At 69.0% G+C, this 20,407-nt stretch carries 15 protein-coding genes and 2 pseudogenes; 11 read left to right on the forward strand and 6 right to left on the reverse strand.

The window, feature by feature from the left end:
* Positions 1 to 15 precede the first annotated feature (15 nt).
* Positions 16 to 1,017: an NAD-dependent epimerase/dehydratase family protein gene (locus ACIOJD_RS03485; protein WP_401907986.1), complete on the forward strand. Its 1,002-nt coding sequence runs from the start codon at positions 16 to 18 to the stop codon at positions 1,015 to 1,017.
* 115 nt (positions 1,018 to 1,132) lie between these two features.
* Here ACIOJD_RS03485 and ACIOJD_RS03490 read toward each other — a convergent pair whose 3' ends face one another.
* Together ACIOJD_RS03490 and ACIOJD_RS03495 are read right to left on the reverse strand one after the other, a co-directional pair.
* The gene (locus ACIOJD_RS03490) at positions 1,133 to 2,242 is read right to left on the reverse strand and encodes a sensor histidine kinase (protein WP_401907987.1); all 1,110 of its coding nucleotides are present in this window, start codon (positions 2,240 to 2,242) and stop codon (positions 1,133 to 1,135) included.
* A 1-nt stretch (position 2,243) separates the two neighbouring features.
* Entirely contained in the window at positions 2,244 to 3,062 is an 819-nt protein-coding gene (locus tag ACIOJD_RS03495) for a response regulator transcription factor (protein WP_401907988.1), read from the reverse strand.
* Between the two features lie 122 nt (positions 3,063 to 3,184).
* Here ACIOJD_RS03495 and ACIOJD_RS03500 point away from each other — a divergent pair, with 122 nt between their 5' ends.
* The 3 genes from ACIOJD_RS03500 to ACIOJD_RS03510 are packed head-to-tail and all read left to right on the forward strand — an operon-like array spanning position 3,185 to position 5,237.
* Entirely contained in the window at positions 3,185 to 3,883 is a 699-nt protein-coding gene (locus ACIOJD_RS03500; RefSeq protein ID WP_401907989.1) for a glycosyltransferase family 2 protein, read from the forward strand.
* Positions 3,880 to 4,500, forward strand: a complete 621-nt coding sequence (locus tag ACIOJD_RS03505; protein ID WP_401907990.1) for a DUF2064 domain-containing protein — start codon at positions 3,880 to 3,882, stop codon at positions 4,498 to 4,500. Before ACIOJD_RS03500 ends, ACIOJD_RS03505 begins: the two co-directional genes overlap by 4 nt.
* Positions 4,497 to 5,237, forward strand: coding sequence for a class I SAM-dependent methyltransferase (locus ACIOJD_RS03510; RefSeq protein ID WP_401907991.1), 741 nt, complete (start codon positions 4,497 to 4,499; stop codon positions 5,235 to 5,237). Before ACIOJD_RS03505 ends, ACIOJD_RS03510 begins: the two co-directional genes overlap by 4 nt.
* Before the next feature lie 313 nt (positions 5,238 to 5,550).
* Here ACIOJD_RS03510 and ACIOJD_RS03515 read toward each other — a convergent pair whose 3' ends face one another.
* Complete coding sequence (locus tag ACIOJD_RS03515; protein ID WP_401907992.1) at positions 5,551 to 6,780, reverse strand: molybdopterin-dependent oxidoreductase; 1,230 nt, start codon at positions 6,778 to 6,780, stop codon at positions 5,551 to 5,553.
* A gap of 113 nt (positions 6,781 to 6,893) precedes the next feature.
* On the opposite strand from ACIOJD_RS03515, the gene ACIOJD_RS03520 reads away from it, so the two are divergent.
* On the forward strand, positions 6,894 to 8,321 hold the full coding sequence (locus ACIOJD_RS03520; protein WP_401907993.1) for a hypothetical protein: 1,428 nt from the start codon (positions 6,894 to 6,896) through the stop codon (positions 8,319 to 8,321).
* A 64-nt stretch (positions 8,322 to 8,385) separates the two neighbouring features.
* Here ACIOJD_RS03520 and ACIOJD_RS03525 read toward each other — a convergent pair.
* Positions 8,386 to 9,085: pseudogene (locus ACIOJD_RS03525) on the reverse strand (ATP-binding protein); the annotation flags it as partial.
* A 293-nt stretch (positions 9,086 to 9,378) separates the two neighbouring features.
* On the opposite strand from ACIOJD_RS03525, the pseudogene ACIOJD_RS03530 reads away from it, so the two are divergent.
* The 6 genes and pseudogenes from ACIOJD_RS03530 to ACIOJD_RS03555 all read left to right on the forward strand — a co-directional run.
* Positions 9,379 to 9,567: pseudogene (locus tag ACIOJD_RS03530) on the forward strand (CPCC family cysteine-rich protein); the annotation flags it as partial.
* A gap of 446 nt (positions 9,568 to 10,013) precedes the next feature.
* A complete protein-coding gene (locus ACIOJD_RS03535) occupies positions 10,014 to 11,669 on the forward strand; it encodes a type I restriction-modification system subunit M (RefSeq protein ID WP_401907994.1) in 1,656 nt (551 codons plus the stop codon).
* Complete coding sequence (locus tag ACIOJD_RS03540; RefSeq protein ID WP_401907995.1) at positions 11,662 to 12,789, forward strand: restriction endonuclease subunit S; 1,128 nt, start codon at positions 11,662 to 11,664, stop codon at positions 12,787 to 12,789. The genes ACIOJD_RS03535 and ACIOJD_RS03540 overlap by 8 nt, the downstream gene beginning before the upstream one ends.
* A complete protein-coding gene (locus ACIOJD_RS03545; protein ID WP_401907996.1) occupies positions 12,786 to 16,007 on the forward strand; it encodes a type I restriction endonuclease subunit R in 3,222 nt (1,073 codons plus the stop codon). The genes ACIOJD_RS03540 and ACIOJD_RS03545 overlap by 4 nt, the downstream gene beginning before the upstream one ends.
* A gap of 181 nt (positions 16,008 to 16,188) precedes the next feature.
* Positions 16,189 to 17,568, forward strand: coding sequence for an AAA family ATPase (locus ACIOJD_RS03550; protein ID WP_401907997.1), 1,380 nt, complete (start codon positions 16,189 to 16,191; stop codon positions 17,566 to 17,568).
* A 5-nt stretch (positions 17,569 to 17,573) separates the two neighbouring features.
* Complete coding sequence (locus ACIOJD_RS03555) at positions 17,574 to 18,344, forward strand: hypothetical protein (RefSeq protein WP_401907998.1); 771 nt, start codon at positions 17,574 to 17,576, stop codon at positions 18,342 to 18,344.
* A gap of 81 nt (positions 18,345 to 18,425) precedes the next feature.
* On the opposite strand, the gene ACIOJD_RS03560 is transcribed toward ACIOJD_RS03555, so the two are convergent.
* Together ACIOJD_RS03560 and ACIOJD_RS03565 are read right to left on the reverse strand one after the other, a co-directional pair.
* A complete protein-coding gene (locus ACIOJD_RS03560; RefSeq protein ID WP_401907999.1) occupies positions 18,426 to 18,962 on the reverse strand; it encodes an NUDIX domain-containing protein in 537 nt (178 codons plus the stop codon).
* 1 nt (position 18,963) lies between these two features.
* Positions 18,964 to 20,319, reverse strand: a complete 1,356-nt coding sequence (locus tag ACIOJD_RS03565) for a tetratricopeptide repeat protein (RefSeq protein ID WP_401908000.1) — start codon at positions 20,317 to 20,319, stop codon at positions 18,964 to 18,966.
* Between the last annotated feature and the right edge of the window lie 88 nt (positions 20,320 to 20,407).

Here is a 20,407-nt window from a genome sequence, read left to right on the forward strand (position 1 = left end):
CCCTAGCGTGGCCGTATGCGTGTACTGGTCACCGGCGGTGCCGGGTTCATCGGGTCCCATGTCGTCGACGCGCTGCGGGAGCGCGGGCACGATCCGCTCGCGTACGACGTCCGGAAGGATCCCCACGCCGACGTCCGCGACCCCTCCGCAGTCGCCCGAGCCCTCGCCGGGGTCGACGCGGTGTGCCATCAGGCGGCGATGGTCGGCCTCGGCGACGGGGTCGCCGACGCCGCGGAGTACGTCTCCCACAACGACCTCGGCACCGCCGTGCTGGTCGCCGCCATGGCGGAGGCCGGTGTACGCCGTCTCGTCCTGGCCGGGTCGATGGTGGTGTACGGCGAGGGACGGTACGAGTGCGCCCGGCACGGCGTGGTACGCCCCGGCCCGCGAGCGACCGGCGATCTGGACGGGGGCCGGTTCGAGCCGCGGTGCCCGGTGTGCGGGGAGGCCCTCTTCTCCGGCCTGGTCGGCGAGGACGCCCCCACCGATCCGCGCAACGTGTACGCCGCCACCAAGCTCGCCCAGGAACACCTGGCCGCCGCATGGGCCCGTTGCACGGGCGGCTCGGCGGTTTCGCTGCGCTACCACAACGTGTACGGGCCCCGGATGCCCCGCGACACCCCGTACGCGGGCGTGGCCTCCTTCTTCCGCTCCGCGCTGGCCCGGGGCGAGGCTCCCCGTGTCTTCGAGGACGGACGGCAGCGGCGGGACTTCGTGCACGTGCGGGACGTGGCGGCGGCCAACACCATCGCGCTGGAGGCGCCCTCCGCACCAGGGGCGCTGACGGCGTACAACACGGGCAGCGGAGAGCCGCACACCGTCGGCGAGATGGCCCGGTCCCTGGCCGCCGCGTACGGCGGGCCGGATCCCGTCGTCACCGGTGAGTACCGGCTGGGCGACGTCCGGCACATCACCGCCGACTCCTCGCGCCTGAGGGCCGATCTGGGCTGGAAGCCGGAGGTCGGATTCGAGGAGGGAATGCGGGAGTTCGCGAAGGCGGGGCTGCGGGGCGAGTGAGCCGGTCCGTCGAAGGCCGGGCGTCGCGACGGGGGGGGCAAACGCTGCCGGGAGGGGCAGTAGGGCGTGTTACGAAAGTCCCGCCCGGCCGACGACGCCTGGCACGCCCTGGTGATCAGAGCATCGCGGGCAGGGTGACCTCGAATCGGCAGCCACCGGGGATGTTCCGTACGGTCGCCCGCCCCTGGTGCGCCTCCACGATCCCCCGCACAATGGCGAGGCCCAGACCCGCGCCGGCCGGGGGCGTGCGGGCGTCGGTGCCGCGCCAGCCGGTGTCGAAGACACGAGGCAGCTCTTCCTCCGGGATGCCGCCGCAGCCGTCCGTGACCGACAGCATCACGGCGCCGTCGGCCGCGCGCTCGGCCGCGACCGCGACGGTGCCGTCGGCCGGGGTGCGCCGGATGGCGTTGATCAGGAGGTTGCCCAGCACGCGGTTCATCTCCTTGCCGTCCACCTCCACCGGTACGGGCTCGACCCGGCCGCCCACCAGCTTGACCCCGTGCTCCCGCGCGAGCGGGTCGGCTCCCGCCAGCGCGTCGCCGACCAGGTCGTACAGAGAGATACGGGAGGGTGCCAGCGGGAGGGTGCCGGCATGGATGCGGGAGAGTTCGAAGAGGTCGCCGACCATGCCGTTGAGCCGTTCGACCTCGGTGCGAATCTGCCTGAGGTAGCGGTCGGGGTCGGTGGCGACGCCGTCCTCCAGGGCCTCCGACATGGCCCGCAGGCCGGCCAGCGGGGTACGCAGGTCGTGCGAGATCCAGGCGACGAGTTCCCGCCGGGAGGTCTCCAACGCCGCCTCGCGCTCACGGGATTCGGCGAGCCTCGCGCTGGTGGCCGCCAACTCGCGGCTGACCGCCTCCAGTTCGGCGGTGGCCGGGCCGTCCGGGGCCGTGAACTGGCCGTCGCCGAACGAGCGTGCCGCGACAGCCAGTTCGCGGCTGCGGGCGACAACCCAGCGGCCCAGCAGCAGGGCGGTGGCCAGGGAGACGACGGCAGCCATGGCGACGACGGTCGTCACCACCGTCAGGTCATGGGGCGAGAGGAACATCGCCCACGCCACGGCCAACGTGCCGGTGAGCATGGCCAGCACCCCCACCGCCGCCACCACGGCGAGCGAGACGGAGAGCGACCGGCGGCGGATCAGCCGCAGCACAACCGCTCCGGCCAGGCCCGTGACGGCGGCGCCGGCGAAGGCGTAAAGGGCGATGAGGAGAGTGTCGCGCACGTCAGTCCACCTCCCCGTTCCCCGAATCGTTCCCCGGTTCGTTCCCTGATTCGTCTCCCGGTCCGTTCCCCGGCCCGTTCCCCGACTCGCTCCCCGGTCCGTCTCCCGGTTCGAAGCGGTAGCCCACGCCCCACACCGTCCGGATCAGACGGGGGCGGGCCGGATCGTCCTCGACCTTGCCGCGCAGCCGACGGACATGGACCGTGACGGTCGACAGGTCGCCGAAGTCCCAGCCCCACACCTCGCGCATCAGGGCTTCGCGGCCGAAGGCCTGCCCAGGATGGCGCAGGAAGAACGAGAGCAGATCGAACTCCCGCAGCGTGAGGGGTAGTTCGCCGCCGTTCTTGGTGGCACGGCGGGCTCTGGGATCGACGGCGAGTCCGGCCGCGCCGAGCGGGCGCGTTCCCGCGTCGGGGCGGGAGCGGCGCAGCACCGACTCCACGCGCAGGACCAGTTCCCGGGGGCTGAAGGGCTTGGTGACGTAGTCGTCGGCGCCGACCTCCAGGCCGAGGATACGGTCGTCCTCGTCGCCGCGGGCGGTGAGCATGATGACCGGCACCGGGCCCCGGCCACGCAGCCGGCGGCAGACCTCCAGACCGTCCATGCCCGGCAACATCAAGTCCAGCACGACCAGATCCGGACGGTGCGCATCGGCGCGGACGAGGGCCGTCGGCCCGTCGTCCGCCCGGTCCACGAGGTAGCCGGCGCGGTCCAGGTATCCGGCGACGACCTCGGAAACGGTCGGATCGTCATCGACGACCAGGACCCTCGTCGACCGGCTCCCGGCTTGTGCCCCCAGGGGCTCGTACGGCTGCTGCATGCCCCCAGCCTGGCAGCACGCCGTCCCCGGCGCCGCCCTCGGAGGCCGCCCCGCCCCCGACGTCCACGTTTCGTAAGGACCACAAGACCGAATTGCCCGATTCGCGCTCGTAAGGTGAAGCCGTGATCCTCCCACCACCACAAGACGTCGATGTCGTTCTCCCCTGCCTGAACGAGGCCGAGGCGCTGCCCTGGGTACTCGCACGGATCCCGGACGGCTGGCGCGCCCTGGTCGTCGACAACGGCTCCACCGACGGCTCGGCGGACATCGCCCGCGCGCTCGGCGCGACCGTCGTGCACGAGCCGCGCCGGGGCTTCGGCGCCGCCTGTCACGCCGGACTGGCCGCCGCCGGCGCCGACATCGTCTGCTTCTGCGACTGCGACGCATCCCTCGACCCCTCGCTGCTCATGCCCTTCGTCGACGAGATCCGCTCCGGCGAGGCCGACCTGGTTCTCGGACGGCGGCGTGCCCGCGGCCGGGGCGCCTGGCCCGCGCACGCCCGCGCGGGCAATCTGATGCTCGCGCGCATGCTGCGCCGTCGCACCGGGCTGCGCCTGCACGACCTCGGCCCCCTGCGCGCCGCCCGCCGCGAGCCGCTGCTCGCTCTCGGCCTCACCGACCGGCGCAGCGGTTATCCGCTCCAGATGGTCGTACGGGCCGCCGACGCGGACTGGCGGATCGCCGAGCACGACGTGCCGTATCTGCCGCGCACCGGCGTCTCGAAGGTGACGGGCACCTGGCGCGGCACTTGGCAGGCGGTACGGGACATGAGCCGCGTCCTGCGCGAGACCTCCGACCGCACGGGAGGAACCGCACGGTGACCACTCTTCTCGTCATCGCCAAGGAACCCCGGCCGGGCCGCGTCAAGACGCGGCTCACCCCGCCCTTCACCCCCGAGGAGGCCGCGGAACTCGCGGAAGCGGCGCTCGCCGACACCCTGCGCACCGTGGCGGCGGCGCCCGCGTCCCGGCGGGTCCTCGTCCTCGACGGCGCCCCCGGCCCGTGGCTGCCGCCCGGCTTCGATGTCGTGCCGCAGTGTGCGGGCGGGCTGGACGAGCGGCTGGCGGACGCCTTCGCGCGTTGCACCGGCCCGGCCCTGCTCATCGGCATGGACACTCCGCAGGTGACGCCGGAACTGCTCACCACGGACTTCACGCGCTGCGACGCGTACTTCGGTCCGGCGGAGGACGGGGGCTTCTGGGCGCTCGGCCTGACCCGCCCGGATCCGGCCCTGCTGCGGGGCGTGCCCATGTCGACGCCGGTGACCGGGGCCGTACAGCGGCAGCGGCTGGTCGCCGCCGGGCTGCGGGTGCGCGACCTGCCGTGCCTGCGGGACGTCGACACCGCAGCCGACGCCCAGGCGGTCGCCGCCCTGGTCCCGCGCGGCCGGTTCGCCGCACGCCTGGCCCGGTGCGCCACGGCGGCGGGCCGCCGATGAGCACCACCGTGCCCCCGTGGGCGGCCGCAGACTCCTACGCCGCCGCCCTGCGAACCGGACGGGGGCCGCTGTTCCTGCGCCGGGACGACGGCTGGCTGCTGCCACTGGAGGTGGAACGCTGGTGCGCCCGTGCCGACCCGGTCGACCTGGACGTACTCGACCGGTGCGAGGGCACGGTGCTGGACGTCGGCTGCGGACCGGGCCGGCTGGTGGCGGAACTCGCCGCCCGGGGCCGGACCGCCCTCGGTATCGACGTCAGCGAGGCCGCCGTCGACCACACCGCGCGGCTCGGGGGCCAGGCGCTACGGCGTTCCGTCTTCGAGCCGCTGCCCGGCGAGGGGCGCTGGGGCACCGTCCTGCTCATGGACGGCAACGTCGGGATCGGCGGCGACCCGCGCGCCCTCCTGGAGCGGGCCGCCGCGCTGCTCGCCCCCGGCGGCCTGCTGATCGCCGAGACGGCGCCGGTGAACGTCGACGAACGCGTTCACGTCCACATCACCGACGCACACGCCACCGTCGGCGCCCCCTTCCCGTGGGCACGGCTCGGCACTCCGGCCCTGCACCGCTACGCGCGGGGCTGGGAGAGGGCCGGTCACTGGGCAGTCGGCGGCCGGCGCTTCGCCGCTCTGCGCAACCGCAGCGCCAGCAGCAGCGCCGAGCCGCCGAACAGGACAGCGGTGATCAGCAGCCAGCGGGTGAGGAAGCCGTCCGGCGACAGGCCCGTGGCGAGCCGGTAACGCCGGTCCACCATCCCGCTGATCAACGGGAACCACATGAGCAGCAGCAGGCCGGAGAGGGCTGCCGGGAACCGGACGTACATCGCCCACTCCCGGCGGCCCGCCGCACCAAGACCGCGTACCACGGCCCGGTCCGCCACCGCGTACAGCGGCAGCAGCACCAGGTCGTGCAACAGCGCCGCCCCCACGATCCACAGCGCCACGCCGAACCAGTCGTCCGCGAGCAGCCGTACGCCCGCGTAGCCGGCGAGAGCGAACGAGCAGGCGAGCAGCAGCAGTTGCAGAGGGCTGCCGACTTTGACCCGCGGAAGCATCAAAGGTCTCCGAACGTCATACGGGCCACCCACTTGGTGTTCAGCACGCCCGGCGCGGCGGGCACGATCACGCGGGCGGGATAGCCGTGGTCGGGGGACAGGTCTTCGCCGTTGACGTACAGGGCGAGCAGGGAACGTGGGTCGGCCACCTGGTTGGCGCGCAGGGCCGCCCGGCGGAAGGCGCCGTGCCGCTGGAGGGACTCGACGAGCACGTCCGGCGGGTCGCCCTCGTGGCCGACGAGCGCGGCGAGGTCGCGCAGCCGCACCCCGCGCCACCACTGGTCGGACGTCGACCAGCCCTCGACACAGGCGATCGGCAACGCCGAGCTGTGCAGAGGGAGTCGGAGGAGGTCGGCCCGGCCGAGGCGGACGGTGCCCGCGCGACCGGCGACGACGAGGCGCCAGACGTCCTCGCCCGTCTCCGCCGTGTCGATCCCGGCGTACGCGGCCGTCTTGTTGATCTGGAATCCGTTCGGCCCGCCCCCTGGCTCGGCCCCGCCGTGCGGGGCGAGAAGGGCGGTACGTCGCAGAGCGTCGAAGTTCTGCCCCACCGTCGTGGCGAAAAGCAGCAGCGAGCCGCCCCCGACGAACCCCAGGGCGCCACGCCGGGAGACGGTCGGCTCGGCGGGGCGCGGTGACACCAAGTCGTTCCGCTCCTCCCGCGGTTGCCGCAGATTGCGCAACGCGGTGGGCATCTTCAACAGCGCGTGGGCCACGAAGGCCGCGAAGAACACCCAGGCCCCGTAGAAGTGCAGCGGGTAGAAGGAGCCCGGGAAGACGTAGTTCAGCTGGACGTTGAGCACCCCGGTCACGAACTCGAACAGCCCACCCCCGACCAGCAGCAACAGGGAGATCCGCTCAAGGCCGTGGGCGAGCGAGCGGGCCGGCGGCAACGCGAACAGCCTCGGCACCACCGACCACAGCTTGGCCAGCAGTACGGGGATCAGGGTGATGCCCAGGGTGACGTGGACGCCCTGATTGAGCCGGTACAGCCAGGGCGGGCCCGTGGGCCAGGCGAAGAGGTAGAAGCCGAGGATCCCCTTGTCCGGGGTCTTGTCGTTCACCGGCGCCAGGTCCGGGTTGTAGGCGGCGTACGAGACCAGACCCGTCACGAACAGCACCGTGATGCCGACGAGCAGGACGACGCCGAGCACGGACGTGAACCAGGGGCCGCGCAGGGGGCTGCGCCAGAAGCCGGGAGAGGTGGGGAGCCGTGGATCGTCTCGCATGGTCCGACCGTAGGCCGGGGCGCCCCTGGTGGAGGGCGTGCGACTCATGACGAAACGCTGACGTCCGGCCCGGATGGCAGTGTGCGAACGTCCGCCCGGCCTAGCGTTCGGATGTGACCCGCACACCGCGTTCCGCCGAACCGCGCGCCCCGCGCTCCGCCGAGCCGCCCGCCCCGCGCTCCGGCGTCCCCTCCCGTGACCTCCGCGGTGACCTGTACGCCGCCGGGGCCGCGGCCCTGCTGGTGACGGCGGCCGTACTGATCGGCCGTCACATCGAGGACACCCGCCACACACTGCGCGTCGGCTGGCCCCCGGTGCTGGGGTCCTGGGGACCGCATGTCGGCCCCGGCACCCCGGCGGCGCTGCTCGTCGCGGCCCTCACCGTGGCGTACGGCCCCACCCTCGCGGCCCGCCTCCCCTGGCGGGCCCTGCTCCCGCTGGCCTGGGGCACGTCCATGGCCTGGATCTTCTCCCTCGCCCTGATCGACGGCTGGCAGCGCGGCATCGCCGTCCGCCTCACCACCCGCTACGAGTACCTCCAGGTCATCGACCGCTTCCACGACATCCCGGCCACCCTGCGCGACTTCACTCACCACATCCTGCTCCACTCCCCCGACCACTGGCCCGCCCACATCGCCGGCCACCCCCCGGCCGCCACTCTCACCTTCGTCCTGCTCGACCGGATCGGGCTGCGCGGCGGCGGCTGGGCCGGCGTCTGGTGCGTCACCGTCGGCGCGACGGCCTGCGTTGCCGTGCTGGTCGCGATCCGCGCACTGGCCGACGAGCGCCTGGCGCGACGTGCGGCCCCCTTCCTGGCCCTGGCACCGGCCGCGGTGTGGATGGGCACCTCGGCCGACGCCTACTTCGCGGCGGTGGCGGCCTGGGCCATCGCCCTGCTGGCGCTCGCGGTCACCCGGGGTTCCCTCCCTGCGGCCGGGGCGTCCGGCCTGCTGTTCGGCCTGACCTGCTACCTCTCCTACGGCCTCACGCTCTTCGCGCTCATCGGCGCGGCGGTGCTGCTGCTCGGCCGGCACCGAGTCCGGGAGCGCCCCGTACTGCTGGTACCGCTGCTGGCCGGGGCGGCCGTCGTGCCGTTGGCGTTCACACTCGCCGGATTCGACTGGTGGGAGGCGTACCACCTGCTGGTCACCCGCTACTACCAGGGCGCGGGCGGTACCCGCCCCTACGGCTACTGGGTGTGGGCCAACCTCGCCTGCACGGTACTCATCACCGGCCTGGCCACAGCGGCGGGCCTGCGGCGGACAGGTGCGGTGCTGGCCCACGGGCGCCACGTCGGCCAGACCGGGAACCCGCCCGCCCCCGCCCGAACCCGCCTCGCGCTCCTCGTGGCCGCCGCCCTGCTCGCCCTGCTGATCGCCGATCTGTCCGGGATGAGCAAGGCGGAGACGGAACGAATCTGGCTCCCCTTCGCGATATGGCTGCTCCCGGCGTGTACGTTCCTCCCCCGCCCCCGCGCCTGGCTCACCGCCCAGGCGGTGCTGGCGCTGCTCCTCAACCACCTGCTGATGACCGGCTGGTGATCCCGGCGGCGGTGCCTGGCCGCGACAGCGGCGGGGACTGGGTCGATGTCGGATGACGGGGACGACCGACCGCGGGCGCCGCAGGGAGTCGATCGTCGGGCAGTATCCGGGCGAGCGCCTCTCGGACGAGCGGCTCGATCGCCCGGCCGCGCCAGCTGGTCCAGCTCTCACGGATCCTCGCCAAGGTCAGATCGCCCCGCCCCCGCTCGATCTCCTCCGTGGACGGGCCGAGCAAGCACAGCCAAAACCGCAGGTAGGGATCTGTCCCCCGGTAGCGGCGATCCTTCGACGGACGCAGCGATACGGGCAGCCCCACAGCGACGACGCGCTCGTCCGTAAGCAGTTCCAGCGCTCGCTGCAGCGGCGTGGCCCCGATCCCGTCGGTCGCACGGGCAGCGTTGGTGAAGGTCCGCTCGCCACTTCCCATGGCCGCCAGCACCGTACGCGCTGGGCCCGCGAGGGGAATTCGGCAGCCGGCGAGCGCTCGGCCGACACCAGCAGGGCAGAGACCGGATCACTCAGCGCCTCGCCGAGGAAGTCCCACAGCCCCTCCCCTCTCGGCCACTCCACGCAGATCAGCGGCAGCCCACCGGTGACCAGCGCGGCGTCGAAGGCTTCCGCCGGGCCAACCCGAGCATCCGCCCCACCTCGGCAGGGTTCAGAGGCCCCAGCACCATCTCCCGGCCTCGCTGATGGAAGGGGCGTCCATAGCTGTTCAGGGCCTCCATCATCGACAGATCGGAGCCGATGAGGACCAGCAGCACCATCTCAGCACGGGAAATGGCTAAGGGCCCGACCCTGAAGAGTCGGACCCCTTCTGACCTGCACGTTTACCAGATCAACGACGTGGCGGTATGCCACCCGCTACACGTTGAAGCGGAATGCATAATTCTGGTTTCTGACCTGCGGCGGAGCCCCACCCAAGCGCCTGACCAGGCATTTTAACGTTTGGTTGCGTTGGCCTCCGACGGGCGTTTACGAGCGTCCTGCGGACTGTCTGCGGACTGGCAGGTCCTCGATCAGCCTGGAAATGGATAGCAGTGGCCCCGGCCGGTCGATGAGACCGCGCAGGGGAACCGCCGCTATCCCTGGCCTGCTGCGGGCATCTCGTACTGGACGCGATGCCCGGCTCGTAGAAGATCTCCCCGTCTACCTCTGGGAGAACGACGGGTTCCAGTTCCGCGGGCCGACCTTGGCCAGCGAGGCCAGCAGGGTCTGCCTCATCGAGGCCCAGCGCAACTACCAGGACTTCGGCGCCTGCGACGAGCACAACCGGCGCTGTGTAAGGCCCCCGGCAGCCGACGAGCCGCCCGGTCCGGCATGGCCCGATCGATCTGACGCGGAACTCCTTCGAGGGCTGGGAGGCGGACGTAGACGCCCCGTGGACCGACAGCTGTACCACCGTCGGAGCAGCGGGCCCCGGATGCGGCGAGCCGATGGGTGCAGCATGGGCCTGCCGCAGCTGCCGCCCGCGAAGATCGCCGAGCTGAAAGCGATCCTGGGCGAGACGAACGACGCCGCGACGAGGTGCTCCTCCGGCTCCAAACTCTGGAGGAGCTGACTAGGTAGGTCACTGCCCGAGCATCCGGCGGAGACTTGCGCTGACGCGACGGTATGTGGCCTAGATCTGTATGAGACTGGACCGCGACAGACTCCCCATTAGTGCCCGCTGCGAGAAGAGACGAGCCTCCCGTGCCACCCCGCAAGAAGAAGCAAGCCAAGTCGGAGGACATGAAGTCCATCCTCTGGAAGTCCGCCGACAAGCTGCGGGGCAGCCTGGACGCAGCCGAGTACAAGCACTTCGTCTTGGGCCTGGTCTTCCTGAAGTACGTCTCTGAAGCGATGGAGGAGAAACGGGAGCAGCTGGAGAAGGCCCTGCGTGGCGGCAGTCTGCTCGCTGAGATGGGACTGGAGGGCGGGGCCTCGGAGGAGCTGGTCCTGAAGACGGTGGAGGACCCGAAGCAGTACACCGGGGCAGGGATCTTCTACGTTCCGCCGACGGCCAGGTGGGACGAGGTTCTCAAGCGAGCCAAGGTCACCACGGACGGGCCCAGCGTCGGTGAGGTCATCGACTCGGCTATGGGAACCATCGAGAAGTTCAACCTGCCGTTGAAGGACACCCTCCCGAAGATCTACAACAGCGGCCGGGTCGACGAAACCACTCTGGCCGAACTTGTGAAGCTACTCGACCAGTTGGCTTTCCAGTCCCAGCTCTCTTTGGACGGCAGGCGGACCGGGGCTCGTGACCTCATGGGAGAGGTGTACGAGTACTTCCTGGAGCAGTTCGCACTCGCCGAGGGGCGCAAGGGCGGCGAGTACTACACGCCGCCGTCGGTGGTGCAGCTGTTGGTGGCGATGCTGCAGCCGAAGGAGGGTGAGCGGGTGCTCGACCCGGCGTGCGGTTCGGGCGGCATGTTCGTGCAGTGCGAGAAGTTTGTGGAACTGCACGAGGGCAACCGCTTCAACGTCTCGGTCTTCGGCCAGGAACGGAACCAGACCACTTGGCGGCTTGCCAAGATGAACCTCGCCATCCACGGCATCGAGGTGAACCTGGGTGAAGAGCCGGCCGACTCCTTCCACAACGACCAGCACGGTGACGTGAAGGCCGACGTGGTCCTCGCGAACCCGCCATTCAATATCTCCGACTGGGGCGGTGAGCGACTCGGCACGGACGGCCGATGGAAGTACGGGATTCCGCCGGTCGGCAATGCCAACTTCGCGTGGATCCAGCACATGGTCAGCAAGCTCGCTGTAGGCGGACGGGCAGGAATCGTCCTGGCCAACGGGTCGATGAGCAGCAAATCGGGCGGGGAGGGCGACATCCGGCGGGCCATGGTCGAGGACGACCTGGTCGCCTGCATGGTGGCGCTGCCAGGGCAGCTGTTCCGCTCAACGCAGATCCCGGCGTGTTTGTGGTTCCTTACGGATAGCAAGGGCAAGCGGCGCGGCGGGGAGCCGTGGATCTCGCCGGAGCGGGTGGGACAAATCCTTTTCATCGACGCGCGTGAACTCGGCTATATGCAGACACGCACGATGCGGGATCTGAGCCTTGAAGAGCTGGAACGCATCACCGGAACGTTCCGGGCCTGGCGGGGAGCCGACCAGAAGACCGAGTACGCGGATGTGCTGGGCTTCTGCCGCAGCGTTGCTCTTGAGGAGCTGCGCGAGCACGATTTCGTACTCACGCCAGGACGGTACGTGGGTGCTGCGGAGGCTGAGGAAGACCCCGATGCAGAGCCGATCGAGGCCAAGATCGAGCGGCTGACAACGCTCCTGCGAGAGCAGTTTGCGGAGTCGGAGCGGTTGGCGAAGATCGTGGATGAGCAGCTGGGGAGGGTGAATGTCTGAGTGGCGGCAAGCGACTCTCGACCAGTTGGTTCGACTGCAGCGAGGGCATGACCTCCCTACTGCGCAGCGCAGGCCAGGCAACGTTCCCGTACTCGGGTCCGCAGGACAAAGCGGAGTGCATGACACCTCCTTGGTGAAAGGCCCCGGAGTCGTCGTGGGGCGCGCAGGCTCATCTATGGGGACGGCAACGTATTCCGATGTCGATTTCTGGCCCCTGAATACGTCGCTCTACGTAACCGACTTCCTAGGGAATCATCCAAGATTCACCTTTTACCTACTGAGCTACATGGACTTCTCTGGATACAACTCCGGTGCAGCACAGCCCATGCTGAACAGAAATTACATCAAGGGAATCTCGGTCCAGATCCCGCCCCCCGGAGAGCAGCAAGCCATCGCGAACGCCCTCGGCGCCCTAGACGACAAAATCTTGGCCAACGAGCAGCTTTCCAGCACTCATGAGCTGCTACTGCAGTGCAAATTCAACCAGCTGGGATTGTCCGAAGAGCCGGACCCCGCCGCCGGCATCCCGGTAACCGATCTCATCACGTTCAACCCACAGACGGAACGCCCAACTTCTGAGAAGCCGATCTATGTAGACATGGCAGCGCTGTCCACTTCACGAGCCTCCATCACCTCATGGACTCGACGCGCACCGAAATCAGGAACTCGATTCCGCAACGGAGACACTCTTTTTGCGCGAATTACTCCTTGCCTCGAAAATGGAAAGACTGGATATGTCGATTTCATGGAATCCGGTGAAATCGGTCTCGGCTCGACCGAGTTCATCGTGATGCGTACCACAGCGGACGCCCCTAGCGAACTCGCCTACTTCCTCGCTCGTGACGCACGATTCTGCGAGCACGCGATGCGCAACATGATCGGATCTTCGGGTCGACAGCGAGTCAGTGCGGTCGATGCATCGAATTACATCGTAAATGCACCCGATTCTGATCGTTTGTCCACCTTCGGCGAGGAGGCCGCGCAAGCCTTCGCTCACTGGCGCTCCCTGGAGATCGAAAACCGCACCCTCGCCGAGCTCCGCGACACCTTGCTCCCTCAACTCGTCACCGGAAAGATCCGTGTCAAGGACGCCGAACGCATCGTGGAGGACGCCACATGACCACCGATGGGGGGACGAACGGGGCCACCGACCGCGCCATGTCCGAGCAAGAGTGGGAGTTTTACGCACTCGATCAGCTCGCCGAGCGCGGCTGGCAGTACGTCCCAGGGACTGCTCTCCGGCCGCGCGACGGCCAGCGCAAGGGGTGGGACGACCTCATCCTGTATCCGAGGCTGCGGACCGCCATCGCCACCCGCTATCCGTCGCTGCCCTCAGCTGCCGTCGAGGACGCGATCGAGAAGCTGCTGGCCAAGTTCCCGGCGAACGAGGTACGGCTGAACTGGGCTTTCTATCAGCGCCTCAAAGCCGGCGTAAAGGTGACCTACGCCACCCCCGGCTCGCAGGAGGAACGGCACGTCACCGTCCGCCCCATCGACTTCGCAGACCCCCACGGCAATGATCTCATCGCCGCGAACCAGGTCCGGGTCAAGGGCGCCCGCAATCGCACCTTAATCTTCGACATCGTCCTATACGTCAACGGGCTCCCCGTTGCCGTCATCGAGTTGAAGAAGGCGAGCGGCCCCGACAACTCCCGCGCCGCCTTCGACCAGATCCAGAACTATCGGCGCGAGCTCAAGCCCGACGGCGTCTTCCGCACCATCCTCCTCACGCTCGCCAGCGACGGCATATCCGCCCGCCTCGGCACCCCCTTCACGCCGTGGCAGCACATGGCCCCCTGGCACGCCGAGGAGGACGGAACCCTGCTCCGCTCGCACGAGCGGCAGGACGACCGCGCCCTCGACCGCATGATTCACGGCGCGCTCGAACCCGACCGTTTCCTCGACCTGATTGGTAACTTCCTCTCCTACTCCGCTGAAGGAACCGGCGGCGAACCGGACACCGTGAAGCTCGCCAAGGTCCACCAGTACGTCGCCGTCCGGCAGGCAATCGCCGCCACCGCCTCCGCGGTGGCCACGGATGGCAGAGCTGGTGTCGTCTGGCACACCCAGGGCGCCGGCAAGAGCGAGGAGATGCTGTTCTACACCGGCCTCACGGCCCAGATCCCTGAACTTCCCAACCCCACGGTCCTGCTCCTCACCGACCGCATCGACCTGGACACCCAGCTCTTCGACACATTCGCGAAGAGCAAGAGCCTCGCCATGGCCGGCGGTACCCCGAAGAAGGCCACCACAGCGCACAAGCTGCGCGAACTCCTCACCCGCCGCGAGTCGGGCGGCGGCATCATCTTCAGCACGCTGCAGAAGTTCCGGTTGAGCAAGGCCGAGCGGAACACAGGCACCCGGCACCCCCTTATCACCGACCGCCGCGACCTCGTCGTCATCGTTGACGAAGCCCACCGCAGCCACTACGACCTGGAGGACGGCTTCGCCCGCAACCTTCGGGACGCACTCCCCCAGGCCACCTTCATCGCCTTCACCGGCACCCCCATCGACAACCGGACCGGATCCACCCGTCAGGTCTTCGGCCCTACGATCCACACTTACGACCTCACCCAGGCCGTCGACGACGGCGCCACCGTGCCCGTCTTCTACGAGCCGATCCTGCACAAGGTCGCCCTCCCCGACGGCATCGACCTGGACGAGCTCAATGCCAGAGCCGAGGGCCTCGTGGAGGGTCTGAGCGAGGAGGAGAAAGCGCGGGCTCAGACGCACTTCGCCCGATTCGAGGACCTAATCGGCGCCCACGAACGCATCGGGTCGATGGCCGACACGATCCTCAGCCACTGGGACACCAGGCGCCGGGAGATGACCAAGCTGACCGGCCGGACCGGCAAGGCGATGATCGTCTGTTCCTCGCGCCGCAACGCCGCCCGACTCTTTCGAGCCCTCGCCAAGCGCCGACCGGAGTGGACCGGCGAGCCAACACCGGAATCTGACCTCTACCCGGACGACTTCGGCAAGATCCGCGTGGTCTTCACCGGCAACCCGGGCCGGGACCCGGACGATATCGCGGACTTCGTCCGTACCCCCGACCAGCTGAAGAAGATCCAGAAGCGTGTCGGCGACGCCGATGACGAGCTGGAGCTGATCATCGTCCAGTCCCTGTGGCTGACCGGCTTCGACGCCCCGCCCCTGCACACCATGTACCTGGACCGCCGGATGCGCGGCGCGGCCCTCATGCAGGCCATCGCCCGCGTCAACCGCACCTGGGACGAGAAGCCGTCCGGCCTGGTCGTGGACTTCCTGGGCGTGGCAAAGGAGCTCAAGTACGCGCTGGCCGAGTACTCCGAGGAGGACCAGGAGCGCGAGACGATCGGCGCGGACATCTCGGAGGCCGTGCAATCGGTCCACGAGATGCACCGCAAGGTGTCCGAGGTTCTGAATACCTGCCCCTGGCGGCGCACCATGGCGGCAACCGGCTTCCGCGACGCGCTGGGCGACGTCCTCGAACTCCTGGAGACAGCGGAACCCGGCCTCGAACCGGGTCAGCCCACCCGCGACCAGCGTTTCGGGCACTTCTCGCGACTGCTCTCCCAAGCGTTCTCACTCTGCTCCACCCACCCCGACGTCCAGGACCTCCTCCCAGACATCCACTTCTTCGCGGCCGTACGCACCTCACGCCGCAAGCACGCCGCCGAGCATCGTCAAGAGCTCGGCCTGGCCACCGAGGCCGACGTGCGCAGGATGATCGAGCAGCTCAACGCCGAGACGGTAGCCGCCGACGGCGTCGTCGACATCTACGACGCCGCTGGTCTCACCAAGCCCGACCTCTCCCACCTCGACGAGGGCTTCGTACGGCAGCTCAAAGAGAGCCGCCACCCCAACCTGGCACTCAAGGCACTCCGCGAGGCAATCGCCAAGGAGATCCAGGAGGCCCACCCCAGCAACATCGTCAGGCAGAAGGAGTTCACCGAGAAGATGAAGTCGGTGATGAACCGCTACCACAACGGCCTCATTACATCCGCCGAGGTCGCGGACCTCCTCGTCGAACTCGCCCGGACGCTGTCCGCGTCCCGTGAACGCGCCGCCGAACTCGGCCTCACCGAGCACGAGATCGCCTTCTACGACGCCATTGCTGCAAACCCATCAGCCCTGGAAATGGGACAGGATATTCTGTCTCAGATCGCACGCAAGCTGTACGAACAGGTCGCCCGCGACGTGACCGTCGACTGGCGGATCAAGAGCCAGGCCCAGGACCGGATCCGCGCCAAGGTCAAGTTGCTCCTCAACTACTTCGGCTACCCGCCGGACGAAGAGCCGGAAGCGGTCGAACGCATTCTGAAGCAAACCGAAGTCATCGCGGACGATCTGGCCTGACGGCAGGATTCCACCGGAATGCGAGCGCCGGCCGAGAGGCCGGCGTCTCGCCCGAGCCAGGACTCAGCACGTCCCGCCTTGGAGCTGTCCGGCCGCTCTGACACGGATGACGGTGTCGGCGCCCCGTGAGATGGTGATCCCACCCCCACAAGGGGAACAGGTATTCGATCAGGAGGGCTGGATGTACGTCGCAGAGTTCGGCCTCTCCAACATCCGGGGCTTTCACGGGGCCCGTGCGGTGGATGCGCTCACCCTGCCCCGGCCCGGGGACGGCGGCAGTTGGACAGTGATCGCGGGACGCAACGGCTCCGGCAAATCCACGCTCCTGCGCGCTCTGGCCCTCGCACTTGCGGGCCCACAGGTGGCCCGCACCCTCGCCCAGGATTTTAGTGGCTGGATCACCACCGGTGAGACGGCCGCCTGGTCCCGAGCAGCCGTCTCACCCGACTACACCGTCGACCGACTGACCGGCAGGGGCCGAGGACCAGACGGTCCCATGACGCTCGACCTGGGTTGGACATTGCCAGACGCTGGCAACGTCTCGTCCGGCAACCCCTTGGGCGGCCCCATACAGCCTTCACTGTCCCCGTACGACGGCGTCAACTACGGATCTCCGTCTTCTGCCCGCGGCCCCTGGGCCGATCACCCACAGGGCTGGTTCTCCGCTGCATACGGCCCGTTTCGGCGCCTCGCGGGCGGCAGCGGGGAAGCCCAACGTCTGATGCTCGCTCCAGGGCCTGCGGGACGGATGGCCTCGCTCTTCCATGAGGATGCCTCGCTCGCGGAGGGTGTCAGCTGGCTCAAGGAGTTGCGGCTGCGCAGCCTGGAGGGCCACACAGAAGCCACCGAGCTCTTGGCCGTCGTCAAGGAATTGCTCTCCGACGGTTTGCTGCCCGACGGCTACCGGGCGCTGCGGGTCTCATCCGAAGGACTGTGGGTGGCTCCGGCCGACGCACCGGATCGGGCCTATCCGCTGCGGGAGATGAGCGACGGCTTCCGTACCGTCGTGGCGCTGGTCCTCGATCTGGTCCGACAGCTCCAGACCACATACGGAACCCTCGACGCCGGAACGGACGACTCTGGCCGTCCGATCCTGCGGATGCCGGGCGTCGTCATCATCGACGAGGTGGACGCCCATCTGCACGTCACGTGGCAGCGGCAGATCGGTGACTGGCTGAAGGGCCACTTCCCGAGGATCCAGTTCATCGTGACCAGTCACAGCCCGTACGTCTGCCAGGCCGCCGACCCGGGCGGACTAATCCGGCTGCCAGGCCCGGAGGAGCAGCGAGCCCCCGAGGTAGTGGCGCCGGACCTGTACCAACGGATCGTTTACGGCAGCGGCGAAGATGCCGTGCTCTCAGAGCTCTTCGGCCTGGAGACCCCGTACTCAGAGCGCGCGGACAAGCTGCGAAGGCGGCTCGTACGCCTGGAAGAGAAGGTCTTCGACGGCGAAGCGAACGACAGCGAAGTCGCAGAGTACAAGCAGCTGGCAGCCGAGCTGACGAGTTCCCGCACTGCACGGGTCTACGAGATGGCGGCACACTTGGCGGGTAACGAGTGATCCCCGTGCAGCGGCTACCCGCCACGCACACGATGGTCGAGCTGTGCGACTTCCGCACGGAGAAGATCCAGGAGGCTGGAGCAACCAGCAAGGCTGCCTACGATCAGTGGAAGGCCGCGAAACCTGCCCGGAGACACATCAAAGGTCTGCTCGAGCAGATGGCTCCCGGCCGCATCCGCTGCATGTACTGCCTGGACAGCCGGGGCACCGACATCGACCACTTCGAGCCGAAAGCTCGTACCCCGCTGCGCACCTTCTGCTGGGACAATCATCTGCTGGCCTGCTCCCACTGCAACAGCAACGAGAAGCGCGACGCCTTCCCTTGCGATCCCACCACCGGCGCCTGCCTCCTCATCGACCCTACGGTGGATGACCCAGCGGACCATCTGAAGCTGCTGCCGAGGTCGGGGGAGCTGAAGTGGCATACGCCCAAGGGACAGCACAGCATCGAGGTCTTCGGGCTGAACCGCGATGAGCTACAGAAGGGCCGCGCGGACGCCTGCGAGATGTTCATCTCCGGACTCGTCAGATGGCATGATCAGGTGCAGCTTGGGAAGACCGAGGCCGCCATGCGCACAGCCATACGTCTGCGCCGGTCTGATTTTCCCGAGGTTCTCCGCACACTCGAAGGTCTGGCCGGCACACCTCTCGCCTCACTCCTGGAAGACCGGCACTTTCCCGAGGCCCTGTCCGCGTGGACCGCTGGCCCCGATCGCCGAGGAGCGGCTCCCCTCCCTTGTAGGGGAGCCGCTGTCCCACGTCCAGAACGCTATTGAGCGGCTCACGCCCTCAGACGCCTACGAGCCCACTGAGCCGTACGTCGGCGGAATAGCAGACCACCTCCCATCGCCTGATACTCACGCTACCGACCAACCGTCTAGCGAGACCTCCGAGCCGTCGTTCAGGTAGTGGTGCAGGGCGCTGGCCGTGGTGTCAACAAATGCCTCGGGGATGGCGTTGGCGTCGACCCAGCGGACCTGTGAGTGCTTGCAGGGTTCGCGGTTTTCGGGTTCGCCGGTCCAATCGTGGGCAGCGAAGACGACGGTGAGAAAGCCGTTGGGGGCTTCGACGCCCCAGGCACCGTGGATGATGTGGGCGACCTTGAGGGACTCCGGCTTCACCGTGAGGCCGGTCTCCTCGTAGAGCTCGCGGACTGCGGTCTCGGTGATGGGCTCGCCCGGTTCGCTCTTGCCGACGGGAAGGTCCCACATCCCTTGGGCGAACTTGGCGTTCTCGCTGCGCTGGAGGAGGACAACGCGGTTGGTGGCCTTGTCGTGGACGATGACGGCCGCGACCAGCAGGGTCATCGAGTCGAGCGCCGGCTTGAGGGCTTGGGAGCGGTCGTCGGTCTGCTGGGCCACGGTGTTCCCTTCGTCGGGCGGGTTGTTGGGCATGTTAGGCGAGGGCCTCGCGGGCGCGGCGGGCGAGTTCGGCCGCGCCGGGGACCTTGCGACGCTGGTAGACCGCGAGGGTGGAGCGGATCGAGGTGATCGCTTTGCGGGTGCGGTCGGAGGTCATGCCTTCCATGAGCACGAGGGCCTGGGTCCAAGCGGCGACCGCTTCATCAGCTCGGGTCTGGGCGGCAAGGCTGTCGCCGAGGTCGGCGTGGGTGAGGGCGTGGACGCGCTTGTATTTGTCCGGGTCCCAGCGGGTGAGGGCGTCCCGGTGCTGCTGCTCGGTGCCGATGTGGTCGGCGAGGTCAGTGAGGGTGCGGGCGGTGTGGCTGGCCACGGTGCCGGCAGCCGGGCCGCTGACGCGGGAGTAGCCGGGCTGGGGGCCGTCGTCCCGTAGGAGGGCGTCTTCGGCAGCGAGGAGGGCACGTGCTGCTGCCGGGTTCTCGTCGGTGGCCGCGTAGGCGCGGGCGTGGGTGATGTGGAGGAGAGCCTCGGTCTGGCCGTCGACGTGGCCGAGGCCGCGTCGCAGAGCGCCTTCGACGAGGTCGACGCAGTGGTGGGGCAGCTTGAGGCTCAGGGCCTGGTGGGCGAGGGCGCGCATCATCCAGGCCGCGTGACCTTGGGGGTCGGCTTCGCAGGCGAGCTGGTAGCCGACTTGGTAGTAGCGCTGGGCCGCGCCTTCGTGGCCCAGGTCGTGGTGCTTCCACCCGGCGAGGTAGGCGAGTTCGGCGACGGCTCCGAAGGCGGCGCGGCGTAACGGCTCCGAAGGGAAGCGTCCGCGGAGCATCGGGGCGGCGGTGTCGGCGAGGTACGCGGTGACGGTGGTCAGGCCGTGCCCGCCGCCGAGGCGCTCGTCGGCGGCGCTGAAGGCCGCGGTGATCTGGCGTACGACGTCTACGTCCTCCGCGCCGACCACGGACGTGCCGGTGCGGGCACGGAGCATGCGGGCGGCGGCCTCGTGGTCGTAGCCGAGCGGCATGGCGACGCCGGCGGTGGTGAAGGCCGCGATGGAGAGGAAGCGGCGACGCTCGACGTCGGCGCGGCCCAGGTCGGTGACGGCGAGGACGGGGTCGGATTCCGCCGGCTCTTCGGCCTCGCCAGCGCGTAGGCCGATCTCGGTCTGGGTGATCGCTCGTCCCGCTCGGCGGGACAGCGCTTCGGCGAGGTACTGGCCTACCTGACCCGAGGGGCTGCGGGCGCCGTTCACCCAGTGCGAGATGGCCGACTTGTTGGTCTGGAGGATCTCGCCGTTCTCGGCGGCAATGCGCCGCACGTCTCTGGCGAGGGCCTCGTAGGTGCAGCCGACCGCGTTGATGCCGTCGCGCAGACGGGAGTTGGGGCCTCTCTGCGCCGCCACGATCGCCTCCACTCCGGAGCTGTAAACCGCGTATACCGCTTCAACTGCCGTCCACCGTACCCACTGAGCGTGACCACCGGTTCACTTA

The organism is Streptomyces sp. NPDC088116 (genome assembly GCF_044741745.1).
In the GTDB taxonomy this organism is placed as follows: Bacteria; Actinomycetota; Actinomycetes; order Streptomycetales; family Streptomycetaceae; genus Streptomyces.